Origin of the sequence: uncultured Algibacter sp., from assembly GCF_947487575.1 — a bacterium.
Classification (GTDB): domain Bacteria; phylum Bacteroidota; class Bacteroidia; order Flavobacteriales; family Flavobacteriaceae; genus Algibacter_B.
This window is the reverse complement of sequence record NZ_CANKXG010000012.1, coordinates 13,397-37,513: the sequence shown is the minus strand read 5'-3', so window position 1 is coordinate 37,513 and position 24,117 is coordinate 13,397. Positions and strand designations below refer to the sequence as shown.

Below are 24,117 nucleotides of genomic sequence, written 5' to 3'. Positions count from 1 at the left end.
TAACACTCTGTTTAAACTAAAAAATAATACAAAAAAATAATACAATGAAACACAATTTATTGATTGTGGTATTGTGCATTTTCAGTACGATTCACTCTCAAAATTGTAAGTATACTTTTATTGGTGAAATTATGGATTTCCATGATGCCACGCCAATGTCTGGAGCAACAGTATATATTGAGACACTAAATAGTTACACAACAGGAGATATTAATGGTAAATTCTCTATTAAAAACCTCTGTAACGGCAAATTAGTTCTTGTTATATCACATGTAGGGTGTGAAACTAAACGTATTGATGTAGATATTGTTGGAGATACATACGAGAAGATAAGTATGGAACATCATCTAGAAGAATTAGATGAAGTTAGCTTACAAAATAAAGGTAACAAAACCACAAAAACAGCTCAGGAAACTGTTATTAAAGATAACGTTTTAAAACGCTATAGTAGTCTCAGTTTGGGTGATGCACTAAAAGAAGTTGCAGGTATATCCTCAATTAATACAGGAAGTACTATTGTAAAGCCTATGATAAATGGCCTACACAGTAGTAGAATACTAATTCTTAATAATAGTGTGCGTTTACAAGATCAAGAATGGGGTATTGAACATGCTCCAAATATTGATATTAATAGTGCAAACCAGATTTCTGTTATTAAAGGCGCTGGAGCATTAGCTTATGGAGGTGATGCAATTGGAGGTGTTGTGGTTATAAACTCAAGTAAAGTAATTCGTAAGGACACACTTTATGGACGAACCATTTTAGGAGGGCAAACTAACGGAAGAGGCTACAATATATCTTCAACTGTAAATAAAAATTATAATTCTGGGTGGTTTGCGCAAGTGCAGGGATCCTATAGAAAAAATGGTGATTTTAAAGCTCCTGATTATAATCTTACCAATACAGGGCTAGATTCTAAAGGCTTAACAACGAGATTTGGTAAAAATAAATTTCAATCTGGTTTTGAAGTATATTATAGCTATTTGAAAAACGAAATTGGAATTTTAGGTGCATCACATATTGGTAGTGTTTTTGATTTAGAGCGCGCTATAAATTTAGGTCAACCTTCTATTCGAAGAGCATTTAGTTATGATATCAATGCGCCAAAACAAGACATAACACATCATTTAGCAAAGGTGAGTTATTACAAACGTTTTTCAAACTTTGGTAAAGTAACTTTTCAATACGATTATCAAAATAATAAACGCCTTGAGTTTGATGTTAGAATAGGCGATAGAAGGAATATTCCAGCTATTGATTTAACATTACAAACCCATACTGTTTTAGCAGATGCTAACTTGGATGCAAACTTGAATCGAAAATTTAATTTTGGTATAATGGGGCGCTATCAGGATAATTTTGCAAACCCAGATACGGGCGTAAGACGCTTAATTCCTGATTATAACAAATATGACTTTGGTGTTTACACTACAACAGAATGGCGATTAAACAATGATTTAATTCTTGATGCTGGTATACGCTACGATTTTAATCGATTTGATGCGAAAAAGTTTTATCGTAAATCAAGATGGGAAGAACGTGGTTATGATGTTGATTTTTCAGATATCATTATTGACGAAACTCCAACACAATTTTTAACGAACCCTGTTTTTGATTATCATAACATTTCGGCTTCTGTTGGTGCAAAATACTATCTAAATGATAAAAGTTATCTTATAGGTAACTACGCATTATCTAGTAGACCACCAAATGCTTCAGAGCTATTTAGTGATGGCTTACACCATTCTGCAGCTAGGTTTGAGCTTGGTGATATAAGATTTGATAAAGAAATTTCTAATAGAGTTTCTGCATCTTATAATTACAATACATCAAAATTCAACCTTGTTACTGAAATATTTTATAATAGGATTAGTGATTACATCTATTTAAAACCTTTTGCTTTTATACCAACAACTAGAGGCCCATTCCCATTATGGGAATACCAACAGGCCGATGCTGAATTGTTTGGTATTGATGTAAATACCTCTTATGATGTAACGAATAACTGGCAATGGCAAAATAAAACAGCATTTATAAAAGGATATGACTTAAAAAATGATATTCCTTTAATTGACCTGCCAGCATTTAATACGATGAATCAAATCACTTATAACAATAAAGCTTGGTGTAATTTTTCGGCTAGTATAAAATCTGAATGGGTATTTGAACAGAACGAATTTCCTGATTTCAACTTTGAAATTACAGATGCACTTACAAGTGAAAAGCGGGAGATAGATATCAGTACACCTCCACCCGCCTATCATTTATTACACTTTTATAGTGAAGCTACTTTCTCTTTTGGCGAAAAATCAAATTTAAATGTAGCCTTAGGAATTAATAACCTCTTTGATACATCTTATAGAAATTACTTAAACCAATTGCGCTTCTTCGCTGACGATTTAGGGCGTAATGTAACATTACAAATACAATTTAATTATTAATAAACATGAACACAAAAACTTTAAACCTTAAAACAATGAAAATCAATTATTTAAATTCAAATCTTATGAAAACTAGTAAATTATTTCTTAGTGCACTTTTTTGTTTAACGCTTATTACATCATGTTCAGATGATGATGATCCAGAAGCCGTTCTTGAAGAAGAGCTAATAACCAATGTTACATTAACCTTTGTGAATGATGCAGATGCTACAGATATTGTTGTTATGACTAGTGTAGCACCAGATGGTCAAGATGGCGCTTCTATAGAGGACGTTACTGGATCTTTTACTGCTGGAGCAACATACGCTTTAACACTCTCTATACTTAATGCAGAAGATCCTAATGATCCTGAAGATGTATTAAATGAAGATATTATTAAAGAGGCCGATGAACACTTTTTTACTTATGCTGTAAGCGGCGGTATTAACTTAACAATGTCTAGAGATGGCGATGACATAGATGGAGCTGATAGTAATAAATTAGGTGTAAATACAACGTGGGTTGCAGGAGCTGTAAGTACTGGAAATGTGCAAATCAAATTAATTCATTTACCAGAAGGTGCTGATGATTCTGACGAATTTGGTTCAGTAACTGGAGGTTCAGAAGACTTAAATATTACATTTACTAGCGTTGAAATCCAATAGGGTTTTACAAATATTTATCTAAGCTGTGATAATTAATTACAGTAATATCAAAAAAGGTGGAAGTATTAACTTCCACCTTTTTTATTTGATTTATCTTGAATAATTAGGAGACTCTTTAGTAATGGTTACATCATGTGGATGGCTTTCATTAATACCACTTGCTGTAATTTTAACAAATTGTCCAGTTTCTTTAAGTGCCTCAATATCTTTAGCTCCACAATACCCCATTCCTGCACGCAAACCACCTACAAATTGATGAATACTTTCGTTTAATTCGCCTTTATAAGGTACGCGTCCCACAATACCTTCTGGAACTAGTTTTTTAATATCATCCTCAACATCTTGGAAATAACGGTCTTTACTTCCTTGTTTCATAGCTTCAACAGATCCCATACCACGATACGACTTAAATTTTCGCCCTTCGTAAATAATAGTTTCTCCTGGAGATTCTTTAGTTCCTGCTAAAAGTGACCCTAACATCACGGTATCTGCACCTGCTGCAATAGCTTTAGGGATATCACCTGTGTAACGAATTCCACCATCTGCAATAACTGGAACGCCTGTTCCCTTAATAGCTGCCGCTACTTCTAATACTGCAGAAAACTGAGGAAAACCAACACCTGCAACAACTCGCGTTGTACAAATAGACCCCGGACCAATACCAACTTTTACAGCATCTGCTCCTGCTTCTACTAAAAACTTAGCTGCTGCACCAGTTGCAACATTACCAACAATAACATCTAAATCTGGAAATTTATTTTTAACAGATTTTAATGCTGTTAGCACTGTTTTTGTATGTCCATGCGCTGTATCTATAACAACCGCATCAACACCAGCATTAACTAAAGCTTCTGCTCTATCTACAACATCGGCAGTTACACCTAAAGCAGCAGCGACACGTAAACGTCCATATTTATCTTTATTAGCATTGGGTTTTTGTGTTAACTTGGTAATGTCTCTAAATGTAATTAATCCAGAAAGTTTATAATTATCGTCTACTATAAGTAGTTTTTCTATTTTATGATTTTGTAAAATTGATTCGGCATCAGCTAACGAGGTTCCAACAGCAGCAGTAACCAAATTTTCACTTGTCATTACTTCTGTAATAGATCTTTTGTTATCGTGCTCGAAGCGTAAATCGCGATTGGTAACAATACCTTTTAAAATACCATCTGCATCTATAATAGGAATTCCTCCTATACCATGCTCTGCCATGTACTGTTTAGCATCTAAAACTTTAGCGGTAAGCGGTAAAGTTACAGGATCGATAATCATACCGCTTTCGGCACGTTTTACCTTTCTAACTTTAAGAGCTTGCGCTTCTATAGTCATATTTTTATGTAATACACCAATGCCGCCTTCTTGTGCCATGGCAATAGCCATTTTACTTTCGGTAACGGTGTCCATTGCTGCAGACACAATAGGTACGTTGATAGTAATGTTTCTTGTAAATTTTGTTTGAATACTAACTTCTCTTGGAAGAACTTCAGAAAAAGCTGGAACTAATAGAACGTCGTCGTAGGTTAATCCTTCTCCAACTATTTTGTTTTCGTGTGCTGTCATTTGCAATTACAGTTATAATTGCGTGCAAATATACAATTTAAAAATAGATAAAAGTGCTTCTTTTTTGTTAAGAAATTAACAAGATAAATCTAGTCTTTATGAAAGACCTGTTTTAAGATAATAAGCGTTGAGGCTGTAAAAGTAAGTGTCATTAATATACCAGACAGCATAACAATGTATTTCATCCAGAGCATACCTGTCCAGAGTAGATAAAGACCTCCAAAAGTTAGAATAACAGACAGAAAGGGTTCTACTATCAGAAAGGTTTTTAGTTTTTTTGGAAGTTTGGTTATTGAAACTAACAAGCCTACTAAAAAGAAAATAATAGACATGGATAAAATATGGTTATGAACCAGTGTAAGCATTTCTTGTGGGCTTTTTTTGAAACGCATTACCTCAGCGTTTTCATCATCTTCATTTCCTAAATATTGTTCTTCAATGCCGTTCGGGTTTGCTGAAGAGGTTTCTCCAACAAATAACAAACCTGTATAGAAACCAATACTTAATACAATTACGAATGCACCGATTAATAATTTAATCTCTTTAGGTAGTGTAAATATTAATCCGTTTAGTTGCATTTATAGGATATTTTTGCTTTGAAGGATTTTTAATGACTGAAGAAAATCGTTCATGGCATTGGTCATGGAACGGACAGAAATGGTTGCTCCAGAAATGGCTATAATATTTTCGCCATGTTTTAGCTGGTCTCCTCCTTTTTTTCCTATAAATTGTTTTAACCAACGTGTGCTACCAATTTCGCCTCCATATTCTTCTCTATAAATTAAGATTTTTGATTTTAATACAATTAAATCTTTATCAAGTAATACTAAATAATCGAAAAGCGCTGTTTTACTTGGTGCTTTAGATAAATAGGCATACCCTAAAAGGTTTCCATTTTCTTCAATTTTAAATAAGCTATTAGCTTCGAATTTTGATGGTAAGTCTTTTGTAACATTTGAAGCTATGGCAACTTCGGTAAGGTTAAAGGTTTCAATGTTATAGGTTTTAACTATTTCTTTATTTAATTTTTTCTGAATGTTTTTGGGTAAACCAAAAGACATCATGATTAAAGCTAAAACTAATATTGATATGTGTTTAAAACGCATAGTGCAAAAGTATTGTTTTTTATTCTTTTAACAATTAAAATGCCAAATAGCTTATTGATAATATAAAATTAACGAATAAGCTATTTGGTACTTGTGCGTTAGGGATTGCAGTGTAAAGCCCACAGCCTGACGAAGGAAGTGCGAGGACTTGCAACGTAAAGCCCGACCCTTTTCGGGGTAACGCCCAAATTATTTTAAAACCAAACTCCGATTCCGAAATTTAATCTATTTGCAACATCGCCACCAGAAACGGCGTTGTCTCTAAATTGGTAATCGCCTTTAAGCACAACTCCAGGTGCTAAATGGTAGCTTAAACCAGTTGTTAAGTCGTTTCGATTGTAGGCATCGTTTCTTTGTATACCAACTGTACTGGCGTGAGTGTCATACTGCTCGTACCTTGCAAAAGCAAATAAACGTTGTTTTTTTTCTTGAGGTAGTAGGTTGTAAGCTGCTTCTAGATACCAACCTTGTAACTCGCTTCCTAAATCTTTACCTGTTAGGTTATTATAATCTTCAGTCCCTGATAATGAACCGTGAACGTACTGTCCACGAGCCGTGAAACGTTGGAATGCATAACGTGCATCTAGACCAACCATAGAGATGCCAATGTTGGCTCCTTTGATATCTTCTACATCGTCTTCGGCTTGTGTGTCTCCAAAATATCCTGAAAGTCCTAAACGTAAACCTGGGATGCCGTAATAATCGAATTTCATTGAAAGTGTTGGGCTATCTACAGTAGACTTAATTGCTTTTTGACGACCTGAGCGTAATCCGTTTGATCCTTTTAAAACACCGTTTACTCCACCTTCTCCATCGAAAGAAGTAGATTTGAAGCCGTTGAAAATATAAGCTTGATAACCAAGAGACAACTCGTTAAAGCGTCCTGTTACACCTACTCCAAGCTCTCTCCATGTGGTTGGAATAATTACATTATCTACTGATGGTCTTTCTACACCGTTGAATGTTGTTGGTTCGTGAAACTCGTTTATAATACCAAAAGGTACTAACATTAAACCACCTCGTAAACTAACATTTGGTGCTACATTATAGTTTACAAAAGCTTGTTCTACAAAAATTTCTACGGTATGCTCAACTTCTAATTCTGTTACAAACTGTGTTCTGTCATCAAATTTATAACCGAATAGTAATACTAAGCGTTGAATATCTAACTCGCCATTTAAAGCTTCTGGCTGATTGTAAGTTAACTCTCCATAAGCCCCTACAGTTACTGCTTTTCCATAGTTTCCAGAAAGGATACGTTGCGCTGCATTTAATTGTTTTTGAGGGTCGAAAGTAATTGAATCTTGTAATGTTTGTGAGCTTGCTATTGAAGCTAATAAGATTGAAAAAAGTAAGGTTAATTTCTTCATTTTTTGTTTGATTTATTGTTTTTATTTAGACTTATTATAAATAATATTTCAATTGAAGATGCAAATATAAAACTCATAATCACTTACACAAAGTTTATTTAGATTAATTTTAAATAAAGAAATAAAATAAAAAATAAGATTCTGAAATACAGTGTATTACACTATAAATTTAAACATAATAAATATCTTAAAAAAGAACAAAAGTTTAATGGAAATGATTAAAAATCTTTGAAGCTTCATTGTAAGCACTTTCAAAACTTAACGCATTTAAGCTATTATTTTGTTGAGAAGTAAAGTATGAAAGTAGTTTTTCTGTAGGCATATTTCCAGTTAATTCGTCTTTTGCCATAGGACAGCCACCAAAGCCTTGTATAGCGCCATCAAAACGATAACAACCAGCTTTATATGCTGCATCAACTTTTTCGAACCAAGTAGTTGGTGTTGTATGTAAATGTGCACCAAATTCTATATTTGGATATTTTGGAATTAAATTTGAGAATAAATAATCTATGCTTTCTGGATTTGATGTTCCAACAGTATCGCTTAGCGATAATATTTTAACACCCATGTTTGCTAATTTTTCTGTCCACTCTCCTACTATATCCACATTCCAAGGGTCTCCATAAGGGTTACCAAACCCCATAGAGATATAAACAACAACTTCTTTTTTAGATTTATTGGCTATTTCTAAAATTTCTGAAAGCGTTGTCACAGATTCCGCAATGGTTTTATGCGTATTACGCATCTGGAAGTTTTCTGAGATAGAAAATGGATACCCTAAATAGTCAATTTCTTGATGCTTAGAGGCATCATTTGCACCTCTTGTATTTGCAATAATTGACAAAAGTTTACTTGTAGTTTTACTTAAATCCAGTTTCGATAATACCTCGGCTGTATCTACCATTTGCGGAATAGCCTTTGGGGAAACAAAACTTCCAAAATCGATGGTATCAAAACCTACCCGTAATAATGACTGAATATACTGCACCTTTTGCTTAGTGGGTATAAACTGCTTTATACCTTGCATAGCATCACGCGGGCATTCTATTATCTTTATTGGTTTCGACATATATTGATACTAAATAGAGGATAAAAATACTATTATTTTTTATGATTGTAAGTTTTTAAGTTTATTTACGACTTATAGGAAATTCTATATAATTTCTACAAAAATATAATTATGAAAAAAATTACTTTACTACTTATTTCTTTTTTAGTATTCTCTTCCAGCTCTTTTTCTCAGACTACTGCGATTTACGACATTTCTGTAACTACAATATGGAATAGTACCGATCATTCATCTTTACCTAGTGGAGCACATTGGTCTCCATTAGCTGGAGCTACGCACAAAAACATTAATGATATTTTAGAATTTGGAGTTACAGCTCCTTTAACTAATGGTATAAAGAGTATTGCAGAAACTGGAAATACTACTAATTTTAATAGTGAAATTAATGATGCTATTAGCGCTGGTAATGCCGATCAATATTTGCAGCAAGCATTTTCTCCGTTTGCTGGAAATAATAGCGTTTCAACATTAACGAACATCTCTGTAAGTGAAGATTTTCCATTAATAACGTTAGTATCAATGGTTGCACCAAGCCCAGATTGGTTTATAGCAGTTAATAGTTTAAACCTTCGCTCTGGCATTAATCCTGATTCTAATGGATGGGAAAACACATTTACTATTGATGTTTTTGCTTATGATGCTGGTACTGATGATGGAACCAACTATGGTTCTGGCGACATAATTAGCGCTCCAAGACAACCTATTTCAATGGTATCTGGATTTCCTATTAACGGAAATAGAATGGCAACTATTACGTTTACATTAAATAATTCAACTTTAAGTACTGAACCTATAAAACCAATAGAAAGTTTAAAAATATATCCAAACCCTTCAAATGGTAATGTAACTATTTCTAATATTCAAAATGTTGACTTAAAAACAATAGAGATTTACAGTGTAATAGGTAAGTTGATGAAAATTATTCAGGTTAAAAATCAATCAAAATTAAATTTAGATTTATCACAATTTAACAAAGGAATGTATTTGTTGAAAACGTTGAACAGAAGTGGTTCTAGCTTTACCCAAAAACTTGTAATTGACTGATAAACATTAGGTTTTAAGAAAAACTAATAAGACATTAACTTATTAACAAATAAGTTGCTAAAATGTTAATAATCGAAAATATTAACATTATAACGTTTATTTTATATTTAAGATCCATTTAGGTATACATTTGATTATAAATGTTTTCACCCCAAATGAATATTTTTACCTATAAATTAAACGTTATAATGTTTTCGATATTTATATCGATGTCATTTAGTCTATTTTCTCAAAATAGTGACGAGGTAAACTGTGGAAACATTACAAGCTCAAAATCAATTGAATTTTACAATAGTATTAAACCTCAACTCAAAAAATTTGAGACTTCTTTTTTGTTGTCTAAATCTTCCAGAGGTACTATTCCTACAAAGTTTATAAATTCCATTCCTGTAAAAGTATATGTTATTAGAAATTCAGACGGCTCGGGAGGTTTAAGTAGTACTGAAATTAATGATGCTTTCACTAATTTAAATTCTGTTTTTAAAGATGCCTTACTTGAATTTTTCTTGTGTGACGGTATTGAATATATTGATGATGACAAACTCTGCCATTTTAAAAGAGGGGACGAAAAAAGTTTCACAGAAAACAACTACGTTCCTGGATTAATAAATATATATTTTACTAACAACCTTAAAAACGAGTCTAACGAAAGTATTTGTGGTTACAGTGATAATGTTAGCAGAAATGATATGGTATTTATGACAAATAGCTGTGCTACAAACGGCTCTTCACTTCCACATGAGTTAGGTCATTTTTTCTCTTTATTACACACCCATGGTTTAGATAATAACACTATGACATCAGAGTTGGTTAACGGTAGTAATTGCGATACAGATGGAGATGGCATATGTGACACACCTGCTGACCCTATGCTAACTAGCTCAGCAATTGATAGTTCTTGTAACTATTCTGGAACAAAAACTGACGCCAACGGTGATGTGTTTAGTCCAGACACAAGCAACATTATGTCTTACTCAAGAAAAAATTGTAGAACACTTTTTTCTGAACAACAACTCGCTAGAATGTACGCGTTTTACATGACTACAAAAAGTTATTTATCATGTCCTTCTTTTAATGCTGATATAACCGTTAACAAAAGTGAAACTTGTGAAACATCACTAACTGTTAATTTTGAAAGCCTAAGTGAGAATCTTACTAATTGGCAATGGGATGTTGATGGTGATGGAATTACTGATTACCATACTAAAAACCCATCACATACTTTTGAATCTGGTATTTATGATATAACACTTACGGTATCCAATAAGTCTAAAACAATAAGAAAAAAGTTTAGCAACTTAATTAAAGTAGGTACATACTCCAATCTTTTAGATGAAGATTTTGAAAACTTTAATATACTAGAAAAACATGGTTGGACAAATCAAGATATTTCAAGCAATGGTTACCATTGGTATTCAAATTTTGGTAATACACAATCAAACAAAACTGGCCCTTCAAATTATAAAAACGCTCAAAACGGCTTAAATACTTATATTTATGCTGAAGCATCAGGTGCCAAGGAAGGCGATGTAACATCATTTATATCACCTTGTATTGATGTTAACTATCAAAACAGCGAATTAGAATTTTCATACCATATGTTTGGTAATGATATTGGCGAACTGCATGTAGATATCTTAACTGATTCTGGTTATATAAATGATGTAATAGACCCATTAATCGGGAGTCAACAAGGTAGTCAAAGTGATGATTTTATTACTAAAACTATTGATTTATCAACCTATACCAGCGAAACTATTAAAGTTAGATTTAGAGCCGTAAGAGGTTCTGGATGGAAAGGTGATATTGCTATTGACAATATCCGTTTTAATACAGTTTACACGCCTATATCTGACGAATTATATAAAGTATATCCCAACCCAATTAAAGGTGATTTACTTTATATTAAATCTAATGATTTAGAAACTTTATCAACTTTCACTATCACAAGTTTAATAGGTCAACCTTTTTTATCTGGCGTGGTAACAGATAATCCTATTGATTTTAGTAGTCTATCTTCAGGCACTTATTTGCTTACTTTAATTCATGGCAATTCAAGAGTTGTAAAAAAGATAATTAAATAAAAATTACTTACTTATTAAGAAGTATCGCTTTATTTATAGATTTTATTAAACTTGGACCTTCGTAAATGAATCCTGTATAGATTTGAACTAGGTCTGCCCCTGCATCTAATTTTTCAAGTGCATCTTTAGCCGAATGAATACCACCTACTCCTATTATTGGAAAAGATTTATTACTTTTATCTGAAAGATATTTTATAACCTGAGTACTTTTTTGCTTTATTGGTTGCCCACTTAAACCACCATTACCTATAGCTTCAAGGCTTTCTATGGAAACTTTTAATCCACCTCTATCGGTAGATGTATTACTTGCAATAACACCATCAAGATTTGTTTCTTTAACGAGTTCAACAATTTCATCTAATTGATTGGTATTTAAGTCTGGTGCTATTTTTAAGAGTATGGGTTTTTGTTTTTCAAAAGTTTTATTGGCGTTTTGAACTGTGCCTATCAACTCTTCCAAATAATCTTTATCATTTAATTTAGCATGGCTACCAACATTTGGGCAACTCACATTCAAAACAAAATAATCAACATAAGGATGTAATGCATTAAAACACTCCAAATAATCTTTGGTATAATCTTCAGGTTTAGTATCCGTGTTTTTACCAATATTTCCACCAATGATTAACTTCCCCTTATTGGTTTTAAGTTTTTCGATTGCAGCATTTAACCCATCATTATTAAAACCCATTCGGTTTATAATACCTTTATCATCCTTTAACCTGAATAGTCTCTTTTTAGGGTTTCCAGCTTGTCCTTTTGGTGTTACGGTTCCTATTTCAATAAAACCGAAACCAAAATTTGCCAACTCGTTATACAATACTGCATTTTTATCAAACCCAGCAGCAAGACCTACAGGGTTTTTGAATTTGAGTCCGAATAACTCTCTTTCTAGTTTTTTGTCTTCAATAACATATAAAATTCTATAAATAGATTTAAACCCTGGGATTTTTGACGTGAATTTTACTAATGAAAATGTAAAATGATGAATTTTTTCAGGATCAAAAGAAAAAAAAAGTGGGCGAAGTAGTAATTTATACATCAAGATAATTTCATGCAAAAATAAGTTGAAATCTTGTAAATAAAAAATAGTGTTGCAGTTACTTGTTAACGGCTAATAATTGTAAATTACAGCCAATTATAGTTATCAATTTTTCTAATATGATTTCAAAAGAGCACATTATAAAACGTTTCATTAGCTATGTTACTATTGATACGGAATCTGACCCAAATTCTAATACAACACCTAGTACAAAAAAGCAATGGGATTTAGCTAATTTATTAGTTGAAGAACTAAAGCAAATTGGGATGACAGATGTTAGTATTGATAACAATGCTTACATCATGGCTACATTGCCAAGTAATGTAGAACATGAAATTCCCACTATTGGGTTTATTTCACATTTTGATACCTCGCCAGATTTTACTGGAGCTAACGTTAAACCTCAAATTATTGAAGCCTATGATGGTAAAGATATTGTTTTAAATGAAGCTGAAAACATTATTTTATCACCCGATTATTTTGATGATTTATTACTTTATAAAGGGCAAACATTAATCACAACTGATGGTACTAGCTTATTAGGGGCTGATGATAAAGCGGGGATTTGCGAAATTGTTTCTGCAATGGAATATTTAATTAAACACCCCGAAATTAAACACGGCACCATTAAAGTGGGTTTTACACCAGATGAAGAAATAGGAAGAGGCGCTCATAAATTTGATGTTGAAAAATTTGGAGCAGATTGGGCATACACTATGGACGGTAGTCAAATTGGAGAATTAGAATACGAAAATTTTAATGCCGCTGGTGCAGTCGTAAAAATAAGAGGTAAAATTGTGCATCCTGGCTACGCAAAAGGGAAAATGATAAACTCCATGTATATAGCACAGGAATTTATCAACTCTATACCTAGAATGGAAACGCCAGAACATACAGAAGGGTATCAAGGTTTTTTTCATTTACACAATATGGAAGGTAATGTTGAAGAAACCACACTTCAATACATTATTCGTGATCATGATATGGGACATTTTGAAGCCAGAAAAGAAGTTATGGTAAAGCTTACCAACGAACTTAACAGACAATATGGTAGAGAGGTAGTTACTACCGAAATTAAAGACCAATATTTTAATATGCGTGAAAAGGTTGAACCTGTAATGCATATTGTTGATATTGCAGAAGAAGCCATGAAACAACTTAATATTGAACCACTTATTAAAGCCATTCGTGGAGGAACAGATGGCTCTCAACTAAGCTATATGGGTTTACCGTGCCCTAATATTTTTGCTGGCGGACACAACTTTCATGGGCGTTACGAATATGTCCCAGTAGAAAGCATGATTAAAGCTACCGAGGTGATTTGTAAGATTGCGGAGTTGGTGGCTATAAAGAATTTGAAATAATTCAAGACTTGACATTGTAAAAATTTTCAACTACCTTCGTTTAACGTTGGATATAAAACATTAAAACGTTTCATATCCGCGAACTATTGTAGCCAATGAAACTACTCAGTGAAATTTACGTTTTCATCGATGTAACCCTTTAGTTCAATGAAATTATCCGAATTAATATTTAATTGTTTTAAAATATTTCTTATGTTTTGACCTATTTCATTTGCTTTTACTTCAAGAGGTCTGTCAATAACAAAATTTGCAAATAGGACATTATTAACAAAACTCCATTCTATAAATACTGACAAAGGTCTGTTTCCATCCCATTTATCAACCTTGCTGCGATAGTTTATTGCCTTACAGGCAAAATATATATCCTTAGTTATAGCAAACTCTTCTATAGGTTTTAAATTTTTTAGGTAAAAATCTAATTCTTCATCAGTATTTTCTACTTTTAGAATAAAATTAGCAACACCTGAATCACAAATTTCCACACCATTTACTTTAGCATTTTTCTTATTTACATTCAAATTAGAACCAGAATAAACGTCAATTTTTTGTTCATCTGTTAAGACTAACAAACCACTTCTTTCTCCACCGTGTTTATTTAATAGCTCAAATTTCCATCCAATTTTTATGCATTTTTCTTCAGTTCTTTTATGCTTTTTAAAATAAATTAGATAATCATCAGAAAAAGATTTTTCTACAGATTTTATACTTTTTACCATAACCTCTTTAGCTTCATCACCAAAAACCTCTGTAGCTCTTTCAAATGACATTTTATTTTCTAAAAAATCTGCATCATTTTGCTTAATCGAAATTTTAAATTCTCTATTTGTACTCGTATTTAGATTCTTCGTTAAAATATAAATATCAGTTTTACATTCACCTTTACTCGGTCTGGGTTTACCAATATTTATAATTTCATATTTTTCTTTCTCAAAAATAAATTCATTTGCCTCTTCAAATAATCTTATAATAGAACGCTCAGTTTCACCGTGTTTAATCATTTCAAATCTTTTAATAAATTAGATAATGGAATATTTAAAGCTTTTGACAACTTAAAAGCAATTACCAAAGAAATATTTCTAGAACCTTTCTCAATATCATTTACATAAGTTCTATCAACATCAGCTTCTAACGCTAATTTCTCTTGAGACAAATTGAGTTTTAATCTTTCTTCTTTTATTTTATTTCCAAAATAAACGTTTATATTCATAGCTGTAAATTTGATGTTTTGTAGACAATAGTACAACGGACTATTGTCTACATTTTTATTTCTTTTATAACTTTAAAATAACTAACTTTGTAACTTAAAAGTATTTGATTATATGAAGGTAGTTTCTTTTTTTGCAGGAGCAGGTGGTCTTGATTTAGGTTTTCAAAAAGCAGGTTTTAATGTTATTTGGGCAAATGAATATGATAAAGAAATATGGGAAACTTACGAAAAGAATCACCCAAATACTATTCTTGATAAAAGAAGTATTGTTAATATTCCTGCTGATGAAGTTCCAGAGTGTGATGGAATAATTGGTGGTCCACCTTGTCAAAGTTGGAGTGAAGCTGGTGCAGCAAGAGGAATTAAAGATAAAAGAGGTCAATTGTTTTATGACTTTATCAGGATTTTAGAATCTAAACAACCAAAATTCTTTTTAGCAGAAAATGTTAGTGGAATGCTAATTTCAAAACATACTGAAGCTTTAGAAGGAATAAAAGAACTTTTCAGAAATGCAGGAATAGGATATGAACTTTCTTTTCAAATGCTAAACGCATCTGATTATAATGTTCCGCAAGACAGAAAAAGAGTGTTTTTTATCGGAATTAGAAAAGACTTAAACTTTAAATATCAATTCCCAACTGAAACTTTCCCAAAAATACCGCTTGAAAATGTTATATCTGATTTACAAGAAGGTGTTTTACCGGCTTTAGAATACAATAATACCAATGGAGACAATTGTGTAGTTCCAAATCACGAATATATGATTGGTAGTTTTTCAACAATTTATATGTCGAGAAATAGAGTTAGAAGTTGGGACGAACAATCTTTTACAATTCAAGCTGGAGGAAGGCACGCACCACTTCATCCACAGGCACCAAAAATGAAGTTTATTGAAAAAAATAAAAGAATTTTTGTTCCTGGAAAAGAACATTTATACAGAAGATTAAGTGTTCGAGAATGTGCAAGAATACAAACCTTTCCAAATGATTTTATCTTTCATTACAAAAAAGTTGCAGCAGGTTACAAAATGATTGGAAATGCAGTACCTGTTAATTTAGCGAAATTTTTAGCCAAAAGTATAAAGTCACAAATTGAAAATGCTGAAAAGCTAAATTCGAAAAAAGAATCAGTTTATTCCGAGAAAAAATCACTGGCTACAACACCGTATATAAAAAATAGCGGTGTATTTGCTAAAACGAAAGTATAGATATGTAACAAAGTTCAGTGACAAACCGAAAAGTAATGCTTAAATTCCGCTACTTTTCATATACATAAACGTTAAACGAACCTTTAAAAAACTCCTCTTTTTTCCAACAAAACGTCTTATTACAAAAAAAAACATGCGCATAGATATCATCACAGTTTTACCAGAATTACTTAAAAGTCCGTTTGAAGCTTCCATTTTAAAACGTGCTATTGACGCAGGTTTAGTAGAAGTACATTTTCATAATTTACGTAATTACACTACTGATAATTATAAATCTATTGACGATACGCAATTTGGTGGTGGTGCTGGCATGGTGATGATGGTGGAACCTATCGATAAATGTATTTCGGCTTTAAAAGCAGAACGCCATTATGATGAAGTAATTTACATGACACCTGATGGTGAAACCTTAAAACAAAGTATTGCCAACCAAATATCTTTACAAGAAAACATTATTATACTTTGTGGACATTATAAAGGTGTAGACCAAAGGGTTCGCGACCATTTTATAACACGCGAAATTTCTATCGGCGATTATGTGTTATCTGGTGGCGAGCTAGGTGCTGCTGTGCTTTGCGACGCTGTTATTAGATTAATACCAGGAGTTTTAGGTAACGAAACCTCAGCCCTTACCGATTCGTTTCAAGACGGATTATTGGCACCACCTATTTATACAAAACCTAGAGACTATAAAGGTTGGAAAGTACCTGAGTTATTATTTGGCGGTAACTTACCAAAAATTGAAAAGTGGCGTGAAGAACAGGCGTATTTAAGAACTAAAGAACGACGTCCTGATTTGTTGGATGATTAATCGGTTGTCATTGCGAGGCGTTTTTTACGACGTGGCAATCTTTTTTAATTTTAGTTCTTTTCATGAGATTACTTCGTCATTATTTCTCGTAATGACGTAATTTGATTAATTTTTTGTTTAAATATAATACTATACACAACAAACAACACTGTGTTAAGGATAGAAGCGGCATCCTTTTTTGTGCTGAAATAGAAATTTGATAATAGAGTTAAATTTCAATATACAGATTATGCTTAATGAGATACTGAAACAAGTTCAGCACAAGAAAGATATAGCGGATAGCCTGACTTTTTGTGGTCCTGCAAGGTTTTGAAAACCTTGTAGGTATGAGCAAAAAGAAACACCAAAAAAACACAAATAAAACATTGCAGATTATGAATTAATAGTTATTTTTGCACCCAATTTCGGGTTAACCTCTGGCGAAAATCGTGAATGTTGTTCTGGATTAATTATAATTAAATTTAAAGATATGGAATCTTTAGTAAAATTTGTACAAGACGAATTTGTAACAAGAAAAGATTTACCAGAATTTGCAGCTGGTGATACAATTACAGTATTCTACGAAATTAAAGAAGGTAACAAAACGCGTACTCAGTTTTTTAGAGGTGTAGTAATACAAAGAAGAGGGTCTGGAGCTTCAGAAACTTTTACAATTAGAAAAATGTCTGGATCTATTGGTGTAGAGCGTATCTTCCCAGTTAATTTACCAGCATTACAAAAAATAGAAGTTAACAAACGTGGTAAAGTACGTAGAGCACGTATATTCTACTTTAGAGGCCTTACAGGTAAGAAAGCTAGAATTACTGAGCGTAGACGTTAATAACAATACACCTGCAATTGCAGTATTTAAAAGCCTTGAGATATCTCAAGGCTTTTTTTATTAACTTTTGTTAATAAGTTAAGTACATAAACTGTTGATATCTAAACGCTTAATAAATTGCTTTTTTTGAAATGTGATGTTATATTTACTGTAGAAATAATGACAACCTTGGTTGGTTTCGTGGCAACACGAATTTACATGACTTTCTAAATAAGGTAACGTTCTTTATATAATTGTTTTTGAGGTTGCATTGTGCCGCGTGTATACGTGTGATATCAGGAGACCAAGACATTATAAAAAGTGGCAGATGCGTAAGCAGATGTAAACTAGTATGATGAAAAGCTTAAAAAGCAACCTAAACGAAAGTGCATGTTGTAATATAAGCAATGCTAATAGCAAATTTAACACGAAAGTGAAGCAGGAGTTAGTAGCATCAAGGAAACAATTAACAGAAACATAGTAGTAATACGTCAATACATTTTGAAAATTACAATGATGTTTCGTTGAAATAACAACACTTGAACTGAAACAGTTTAGATGAAAATTTTAAACAAACATGAGTAGCAATATTCATTAGGTCACGCCGAGTTATTTCAAAAAAGCCATATCAACGTAGATTAAGTTCTGTTGTGATATGGCTTTTGTTTTTTATTAAATTACAACTTACTCTTCCCTATTTTGAATATCTTCTAAAAGTTAAGGTTTTCTGCGTTTTTCAAGAAATAATTGAACATTATTAAATGCCAATTTTTGTATATTCGCACCGCGAAAACGTTATCGTTATTTCGTTTTAAATTAATAGCCAAGTAATAATCTAAAAAAACGACACCAATGTCTAAAATCATTTATACAAAAACTGACGAAGCTCCGGCTTTAGCAACACGCTCTTTACTACCTATTGTACAGGCGTTTGTTAAATCTTCTGGTATTAATATTGAAACTAAAGATATTTCTTTAGCGGCAAGAATTTTAGCAGTGTTTCCAGATTTTTTAAATGAAGACCAACGTGTATCAGACGATTTAGCAATACTCGGTGAATTGGCAAAAAAACCAGAAGCTAATATTGTAAAACTACCTAATATTAGTGCTTCAGTTCCTCAATTAAAAGATGCGATTGAAGAGTTACAAGCTAAAGGTTTTAATATACCTGATTATCCTAACGAAGCTAAAAATGCTACAGAAAAAGATATTAAATCGCGTTACGATAAAATAAAAGGCAGTGCTGTAAACCCAGTTTTACGTGAAGGAAATAGTGATAGACGCGCACCAAAAGCAGTGAAGAATTATGCTAAAAAGAACCCTCACTCTATGGGTGCTTGGTCTAGCAATTCTAAAACGCATGTTGCCACTATGAGTGAAGGTGATTTTGCTCATAATGAAAAGTCTGTTACTTTAAAAAATGCTACTAACATAACTATAGAACATACAGATAGTAATGCTAACACTACGGTTTTAAAAGATAGTTTAGCTTTACTTAAAGGTGAAATTATTGATGCTACAGTAATGAATAAAAAAGCATTAGTTAGCTTTTTAGATAAGCAAGTTGCTGATGCTAGAGATAAAGGTATTTTGTTTTCGTTACACATGAAAGGCACGATGATGAAAGTGAGTGATCCAATTATTTTTGGGCACGCAGTAAAAGCGTTTTTTAAAGATGTTTTTGCCAAACACGCTGCAATTATTGAAGAACTAGGTGTTAACGTGAATTCTGGTTTAGGGAACTTATTAGAGCGTATTCAAGAATTACCTGAAGCAAAACGTACTGAAATTGAAGCTGATATTGCTGCGACTTACAAAAAAGGTCCAGGGGTGGCTATGGTAAATTCTGATAAAGGAATTACTAATTTACACGTACCTAGTGATGTCATTATTGATGCTTCTATGCCTGCAATGATTCGCACATCTGGACAAATGTGGAATGCTGAAGGTAAACTACAAGATACAAAAGCGGTAATTCCAGATAGTAGTTACGCTGGTATTTATGCGGCAACTATAGATTTCTGTAAAGAAAATGGTGCATTTAATCCTACAACTATGGGTACTGTACCTAATGTAGGTTTAATGGCTCAAAAAGCTGAAGAATATGGCTCTCATGATAAAACTTTTGAAATCTCTGCAAGCGGAATAGTAAAAGTTATTGATGCTAACGGAAACACTTTGTTAGAGCACACTGTTGAAGAAGGAGATATCTGGAGAATGTGCCAAACTAAAGATGCACCAATTCAAGATTGGGTAAAATTAGCTGTAACACGTGCTAGAGCTTCTAAAACTCCTGCTGTTTTTTGGTTAGATGAAAATAGAGCACATGATGCTGAACTGATTAAAAAAGTAAATACATATTTAAAAAATCATGATACATCTGGTTTAGATTTAAGAATCTTATCGCCTATTGAAGCCACAAAATTTACGTGTGCAAGACTTATAAAAGGTGAAGATACTATTTCGGTTTCTGGAAATGTATTACGTGATTATTTAACAGATTTATTTCCGATTTTAGAAGTTGGTACAAGTGCAAAAATGCTATCTATTGTTCCATTAATGAATGGTGGTGGTTTATTTGAAACTGGTGCTGGTGGTTCTGCTCCAAAACACGTTCAACAATTACTTGAAGAAAACCACTTACGTTGGGATTCTTTAGGAGAGTTTTTGGCTTTAGCGGTTTCTTTAGAGCATTTTAGTAATGTTAATAACAATTTAAAGGCTAAAGTTTTAGGTGAAACTTTAGATGATGCTACTGACAAATTATTAGAGAACAGAAAAGGACCTTCTAGAAAAGCTGGCGAGTTAGATAACCGTGGAAGTCATTTCTACATAGCTCTGTATTGGGCGCAAGAATTAGCTAATCAAAACAAAGATGCAGCTTTAAAATCTGAATTTGAACCTATTGCAAAACAACTAGCTGATAATGAAGAAACCATTGTAAAAGAATTGAATGATATTCAAGGTAAATCTGCTGATATTGGTGGTTATTACGAACCCAATGAAGCGCTAATAAATAAAGTGATGAGACCTAGCGAGACATTCAATACGATTTTAAGATAAAAATAACATTAATATAAATTTCAAAAGCTCCTTTTTAGGAGCTTTTTTTATACTTTTATAAAAAAAGCTAATTCATGAAGAATACCTTACTATGGTTTCTTTGCGCGTTTTATTGTTCTATTTCTGTATTAAACGCTCAAGAAAAATTTACATTAAGCGGAATAATTTCTGAAGAAAAAAGTAATGAAACGTTAATTGGTGTCAACATTATTTTCCCTGAAATAGCGGCAGGAACAACTACAAACGAATATGGTTTCTATTCCCTTACACTACCAGAAGGCACATATGATATTGTAATTAGTTATTTAGGGTACGCAACCGTTAAAGAAAAAATTACGTTTTCCAAGGACATCTCAAAAAACTTTAAATTAATAGATGCTTTGGAGAGTTTAGATGAAGTTGTTATCACAGAAAATATTGAAAAACTCAATATCAGAACACCACAAATGAGTGTCAATAAATTAACTTCTACAACTATAAAAAATATTCCTGTTGTCCTTGGAGAGGCAGATATTATAAAAGCAATAACTTTACTACCAGGAGTTACCAATGCAGGCGAAGGTTCATCAGGTTTTAACGTGCGTGGTGGTGCTGCAGATCAAAATTTGATTCTTTTAGATGAAGCCACTATTTACAATTCATCACATTTATTTGGTTTCTTTTCTGTTTTTAATCCAGATGCAATTAAAGATTTAAAACTTTATAAAGGTGGAATTCCTGCCCGTTATGGCGGCCGAGTTTCTTCTGTTTTAGACATCTATCAGAAAGAAGGAAATAGCAAAGAATTTCACATGAACGGAGGTATTGGTATAGTTTCTAGCAGATTATTAGCTGAAGGGCCTCTTAAAAAAGACAAAGGCTCTTTTCTTTTTGGAGGACGGTCAAGTTATGCACATTTATTTTTGCCTCTATTTGATATTAATAACAAAGCATACTTTTACGATTTAAATACTAAATTAAGTTACAATTTAAACGAAAAGAATAATATTTACTTATCTGGCTATTTTGGTAGGGATGTTTTTAAAATTCAAGATCGATTTGAAAACATTTATGGTAACTCAGTTTTAAATTTTAGATGGAATCATTTATTTTCAAATAAGCTATTTTCAAATTTATCTCTAATTTATTCTGACTATTATTATGATTTAAAACTGGATTTTGTTGAATTTGAATGGGTTTCTGGAATCCAGAACTTCAACTTAAAATATGACTTCAAACATTATTTAAATGACAAACTAAAACTTCAATACGGGTTAAACAGTATTTATTACAAATTTAATCCAGGGGATATTAAACCTTCAACCGAGTCCTCTGGAATCAATCCTTTTAAACTTACTGATAAGTATGCTTTTGAGAACGCTATTTATATAGATGCTGAACATAAAGTTTCAGATAAATTAGCTTTATCTTATGGATTACGTTTAAGTACCTTTCATCGTTTAGGCCAGGATGAATTAAATATTTACGAGAATAATCAAGCTGTTTTGTTTAATGAAGATTTTCAGATTTATGAAAAAGCAGAACCTATAGGCACTGAATCTTTCAATAGAAGTGATGTCATTGAAAGTTTCTCCAATTTAGAGCCTAGAGCTTCTCTAGCATATCAACTAAATTCTGAAAGCTCTATAAAATTAAGCTATAACCGTATGGCGCAATATTTACATTTGCTTTCAAACACCAACTCACCCACACCCTTGGATATTTGGACACCTAGTGGTAAATATGTAAAACCTCAATTGTTAGATCAATATGCCGTTGGGTATTTTAAAAATTTTAATGACAACGCTTATTCTTTAGAGTTAGAAAGCTTTTATAAAAATGTTGAAAATAGAATAGATTACATTGATGGAGCCAACTTAGTTGCCAATAATGCAATAGAACAGATAATACTAAACGGAAAATCTAGAGCTTATGGCTTAGAGGTTTTACTTCGAAAAAATGAAGGTCGTTTTAAAGGTTGGTTAGCTTATACCCTATCTAAATCGGAACAGAAAGCCCCCGGAAGAACGGCAACAGAATTAGGAATAAACAACGGAAATTGGTACAGTTCGCCTCACGATAAAAGACACGATGTATCATTCACAGGAAGCTATGAATGGAATAAAAAATGGAAATTAAACGCTAACTTCTTATTTCAAACAGGTCAACCTGCCACTTTCCCAAATGGTCAATATATATTTAATGGACTTACAATTCCTAACTATAGTGACAGAAATTCAGATAGACTTCCAGCATACCATCGTTTGGATGTATCTGTAAATTATACGCCAAAACCAAATAAAACTAAAGGTTGGCAAAGCTACTGGGTCTTTGGTCTCTACAATATTTACAACCGCAAAAATGCGACCTCTATATCTTTTGGGCAAAATGAAACTACTGGACAAAATGAGGCCACTAAATTATCCATTTTTGGAATCGTACCGTCACTATCTTATAATTTTAAAATATAAAGTTATGCGAATACTAAAATATATTTTATCTATAGTTCTAGTTTTAATTATTACAGCCTGCGAAGAGGTTATAGATGTAGAACTAAATAATGTACCTCCTAGGTTAGTAATTGATGCTGCTATTAATTGGCAAAAGGGTACAGACGGAAAAGATCAGGTAATAAAATTAAGCCTTACTGCGCCATTCTTTAATGGCACAATACAACCTGCTACTGGAGCAACTATTAATATTACAGACACTAGTAATAATACATTCAATTTTATTGAAGAAGCTAGCAGTGGTATTTATAAAAACAATTCTTTTATTCCAGTAATTAATGGTGTTTATAATTTAAATATTACTTATAATAACGAGCAATATAGTGCTACCGAAACACTTATACCCGTTGTTCCTATAGAGTATGTAGAACAAAAAAATGATGGTGGTTTTTCCGGAGATCAAATTGAACTTAAAGCATTTTATACAGACCCCATAGACATCGAAAATTTCTATTTATTTGAATTTAATATTGTAAAATATAATACAACTTTTCTCGATGCTTATAATGATGAATTTACAGATGGTAGTCAAATATTTGCATTTTACACCAATGATGATATGGAACTTGTTGATGAAATTATAATAACCAATCATGGGCTTTCCGAACGTGCTTTTGAATTTTATAATATTCTTTTACAACAAAAAGCCGAAAACAATGGTGGTCCTTTTGAAACGCAACCAGCAACGGTAAGAGGAAATTGTAATAATCAAACCAATCCAGATAACTTTCCCTTAGGCTATTTTAGAGTTTCTGAAATCGATGTTTTTAGTTATATTATTGAATAATTAGTAGTTCATTAGCTATTTTCTATA

Annotated in this window: 19 protein-coding genes; 11 read left to right on the top strand and 8 right to left on the bottom strand. The window is 32.4% G+C overall.

The window, feature by feature from the left end:
* The first annotated feature begins 44 nt into the window (after positions 1-44).
* Both Q0870_RS13395 and Q0870_RS13390 read left to right on the top strand, forming a co-directional pair.
* Entirely contained in the window at positions 45-2,441 is a 2,397-nt protein-coding gene (locus Q0870_RS13395) for a TonB-dependent receptor (protein WP_298556143.1), read from the top strand.
* Between the two features lie 65 nt (positions 2,442-2,506).
* Positions 2,507-3,085: a hypothetical protein gene (locus tag Q0870_RS13390; protein ID WP_298556141.1), complete on the top strand. Its 579-nt coding sequence runs from the start codon at positions 2,507-2,509 to the stop codon at positions 3,083-3,085.
* Positions 3,086-3,175: 90 nt separating this feature from the next.
* Here Q0870_RS13390 and guaB read toward each other — a convergent pair whose 3' ends face one another.
* The 5 genes from guaB to Q0870_RS13365 all read right to left on the bottom strand — a co-directional run bounded on the left by guaB (position 3,176) and on the right by Q0870_RS13365 (position 8,193).
* Complete coding sequence (gene guaB / locus Q0870_RS13385) at positions 3,176-4,648, bottom strand: IMP dehydrogenase (protein ID WP_298556139.1); 1,473 nt, start codon at positions 4,646-4,648, stop codon at positions 3,176-3,178.
* A gap of 89 nt (positions 4,649-4,737) precedes the next feature.
* A complete protein-coding gene (locus tag Q0870_RS13380) occupies positions 4,738-5,226 on the bottom strand; it encodes a hypothetical protein (protein ID WP_298556137.1) in 489 nt (162 codons plus the stop codon).
* Positions 5,227-5,754 (bottom strand): FMN-binding protein, encoded by a 528-nt coding sequence (locus tag Q0870_RS13375; RefSeq protein ID WP_298556135.1) that lies wholly within the window; start codon positions 5,752-5,754, stop codon positions 5,227-5,229.
* A gap of 194 nt (positions 5,755-5,948) precedes the next feature.
* On the bottom strand, positions 5,949-7,124 hold the full coding sequence (locus tag Q0870_RS13370) for a hypothetical protein (RefSeq protein WP_298556133.1): 1,176 nt from the start codon (positions 7,122-7,124) through the stop codon (positions 5,949-5,951).
* A 205-nt stretch (positions 7,125-7,329) separates the two neighbouring features.
* The gene (locus Q0870_RS13365) at positions 7,330-8,193 is read right to left on the bottom strand and encodes a hydroxymethylglutaryl-CoA lyase (protein WP_298556131.1); all 864 of its coding nucleotides are present in this window, start codon (positions 8,191-8,193) and stop codon (positions 7,330-7,332) included.
* 111 nt (positions 8,194-8,304) lie between these two features.
* Between Q0870_RS13365 and Q0870_RS13360 the strand changes: the two genes are divergently transcribed.
* The gene (locus tag Q0870_RS13360; protein ID WP_298556129.1) at positions 8,305-9,237 is read left to right on the top strand and encodes a spondin domain-containing protein; all 933 of its coding nucleotides are present in this window, start codon (positions 8,305-8,307) and stop codon (positions 9,235-9,237) included.
* Between the two features lie 209 nt (positions 9,238-9,446).
* Positions 9,447-11,321 (top strand): T9SS type A sorting domain-containing protein, encoded by a 1,875-nt coding sequence (locus Q0870_RS13355; RefSeq protein ID WP_298556126.1) that lies wholly within the window; start codon positions 9,447-9,449, stop codon positions 11,319-11,321.
* Positions 11,322-11,328: 7 nt separating this feature from the next.
* Here the strand turns inward: Q0870_RS13355 and Q0870_RS13350 are convergent, their stop codons facing one another.
* Positions 11,329-12,363, bottom strand: coding sequence for a quinone-dependent dihydroorotate dehydrogenase (locus Q0870_RS13350; RefSeq protein ID WP_298556124.1), 1,035 nt, complete (start codon positions 12,361-12,363; stop codon positions 11,329-11,331).
* 119 nt (positions 12,364-12,482) lie between these two features.
* On the opposite strand from Q0870_RS13350, the gene pepT reads away from it, so the two are divergent.
* Positions 12,483-13,727 carry a peptidase T gene (gene pepT, locus Q0870_RS13345; RefSeq protein WP_298556122.1) on the top strand — a complete coding sequence of 415 codons (1,245 nt, stop codon included), beginning with the start codon at positions 12,483-12,485 and terminating at the stop codon, positions 13,725-13,727.
* Positions 13,728-13,828: 101 nt separating this feature from the next.
* On the opposite strand, the gene Q0870_RS13340 is transcribed toward pepT, so the two are convergent.
* Positions 13,829-14,725, bottom strand: coding sequence for a hypothetical protein (locus Q0870_RS13340; protein ID WP_298556120.1), 897 nt, complete (start codon positions 14,723-14,725; stop codon positions 13,829-13,831).
* Positions 14,722-14,934: a helix-turn-helix transcriptional regulator gene (locus tag Q0870_RS13335; RefSeq protein WP_298556118.1), complete on the bottom strand. Its 213-nt coding sequence runs from the start codon at positions 14,932-14,934 to the stop codon at positions 14,722-14,724. The genes Q0870_RS13340 and Q0870_RS13335 overlap by 4 nt, the downstream gene beginning before the upstream one ends.
* A 112-nt stretch (positions 14,935-15,046) precedes the next feature.
* Here Q0870_RS13335 and Q0870_RS13330 point away from each other — a divergent pair, with 112 nt between their 5' ends.
* The 6 genes from Q0870_RS13330 (at position 15,047) to Q0870_RS13305 (ending at position 24,090) form a co-directional block, all read left to right on the top strand.
* A complete protein-coding gene (locus Q0870_RS13330) occupies positions 15,047-16,141 on the top strand; it encodes a DNA cytosine methyltransferase (RefSeq protein ID WP_298556116.1) in 1,095 nt (364 codons plus the stop codon).
* A 133-nt stretch (positions 16,142-16,274) separates the two neighbouring features.
* On the top strand, positions 16,275-16,952 hold the full coding sequence (trmD, locus tag Q0870_RS13325) for a tRNA (guanosine(37)-N1)-methyltransferase TrmD (RefSeq protein ID WP_298556114.1): 678 nt from the start codon (positions 16,275-16,277) through the stop codon (positions 16,950-16,952).
* A gap of 469 nt (positions 16,953-17,421) precedes the next feature.
* The gene (gene rplS / locus Q0870_RS13320; protein ID WP_298556112.1) at positions 17,422-17,772 is read left to right on the top strand and encodes a 50S ribosomal protein L19; all 351 of its coding nucleotides are present in this window, start codon (positions 17,422-17,424) and stop codon (positions 17,770-17,772) included.
* An 831-nt stretch (positions 17,773-18,603) separates the two neighbouring features.
* Positions 18,604-20,814 carry an NADP-dependent isocitrate dehydrogenase gene (locus tag Q0870_RS13315; protein WP_298556110.1) on the top strand — a complete coding sequence of 737 codons (2,211 nt, stop codon included), beginning with the start codon at positions 18,604-18,606 and terminating at the stop codon, positions 20,812-20,814.
* A 74-nt stretch (positions 20,815-20,888) separates the two neighbouring features.
* Positions 20,889-23,264, top strand: a complete 2,376-nt coding sequence (locus Q0870_RS13310; protein ID WP_298556108.1) for a TonB-dependent receptor — start codon at positions 20,889-20,891, stop codon at positions 23,262-23,264.
* 4 nt (positions 23,265-23,268) lie between these two features.
* The gene (locus Q0870_RS13305) at positions 23,269-24,090 is read left to right on the top strand and encodes a DUF4249 domain-containing protein (protein ID WP_298556106.1); all 822 of its coding nucleotides are present in this window, start codon (positions 23,269-23,271) and stop codon (positions 24,088-24,090) included.
* The last annotated feature ends 27 nt before the right edge of the window (positions 24,091-24,117 follow it).